Annotated in this window: 1 protein-coding gene; it reads right to left on the bottom strand. The window is 61.9% G+C overall.

Translation table 11 applies throughout. The features are described from left to right. Positions 1 to 176 precede the first annotated feature (176 nt). Positions 177 to 575, bottom strand: a 399-nt coding sequence (locus tag AWB65_RS37600; protein WP_235008145.1) for a hypothetical protein, incomplete at its 5' end; no start/stop codon positions are given.

The following is a 575-nucleotide window of genomic DNA, read 5'->3' as shown; positions in this document are numbered from 1 at the left end:
TCGGATGGCCTTCCATGCTCTATCTCATCGAAGACGCTACCCCCGAGCCGGCGCAATTCGGCGCCCTTCCCGCGCTGTTCGCCCGGACTTTGAATGCTGAACTCCGTTGCGCAGGCGTGAATTTCGACGAACAGCGGTTTCCCGATGCGCATCAGCATGTCACAGCGGATGGACGGTTAGTCGTGAGCGGTCTGATCTGGCGCACGCGCACGGGTTTGCCCGATGCTGCCGAACCATGCCATGAGATTTTTGCACTGGCGCGCACGCGCGATATCGTGCTCCTCGTGCAATCGTTCGATGCGTTTCCTACGCAATGCGCCGAAGACGTGGAGATGTTGCGCGTCGCTCATGGAGCCGATAGCGCACAGCTCGTCGAAGATGGTTCGGGCGTGGTTTTGCAAGCGCATCGAGATCGCTATGGAAGATGGCGATCCACGGAAGAGGCCGCATCGCGCGCGATCGGGCCGCTCATGACGATTGCGCTGATCGGCCGTGAGTGCGACCAGCATCAGCAATACCCCGCGACGCTCGCCGCCCTCGGTGACGCCGCCGATGCGCTCGGCTTCGATCTCGAC

Source organism: Caballeronia humi, assembly GCF_001544475.1.
Classification (GTDB): Bacteria; Pseudomonadota; Gammaproteobacteria; order Burkholderiales; family Burkholderiaceae; genus Caballeronia; species Caballeronia humi.
Note: the sequence above shows the minus strand (reverse complement) of the source record. Positions and strands in the feature narration are given on the sequence as shown.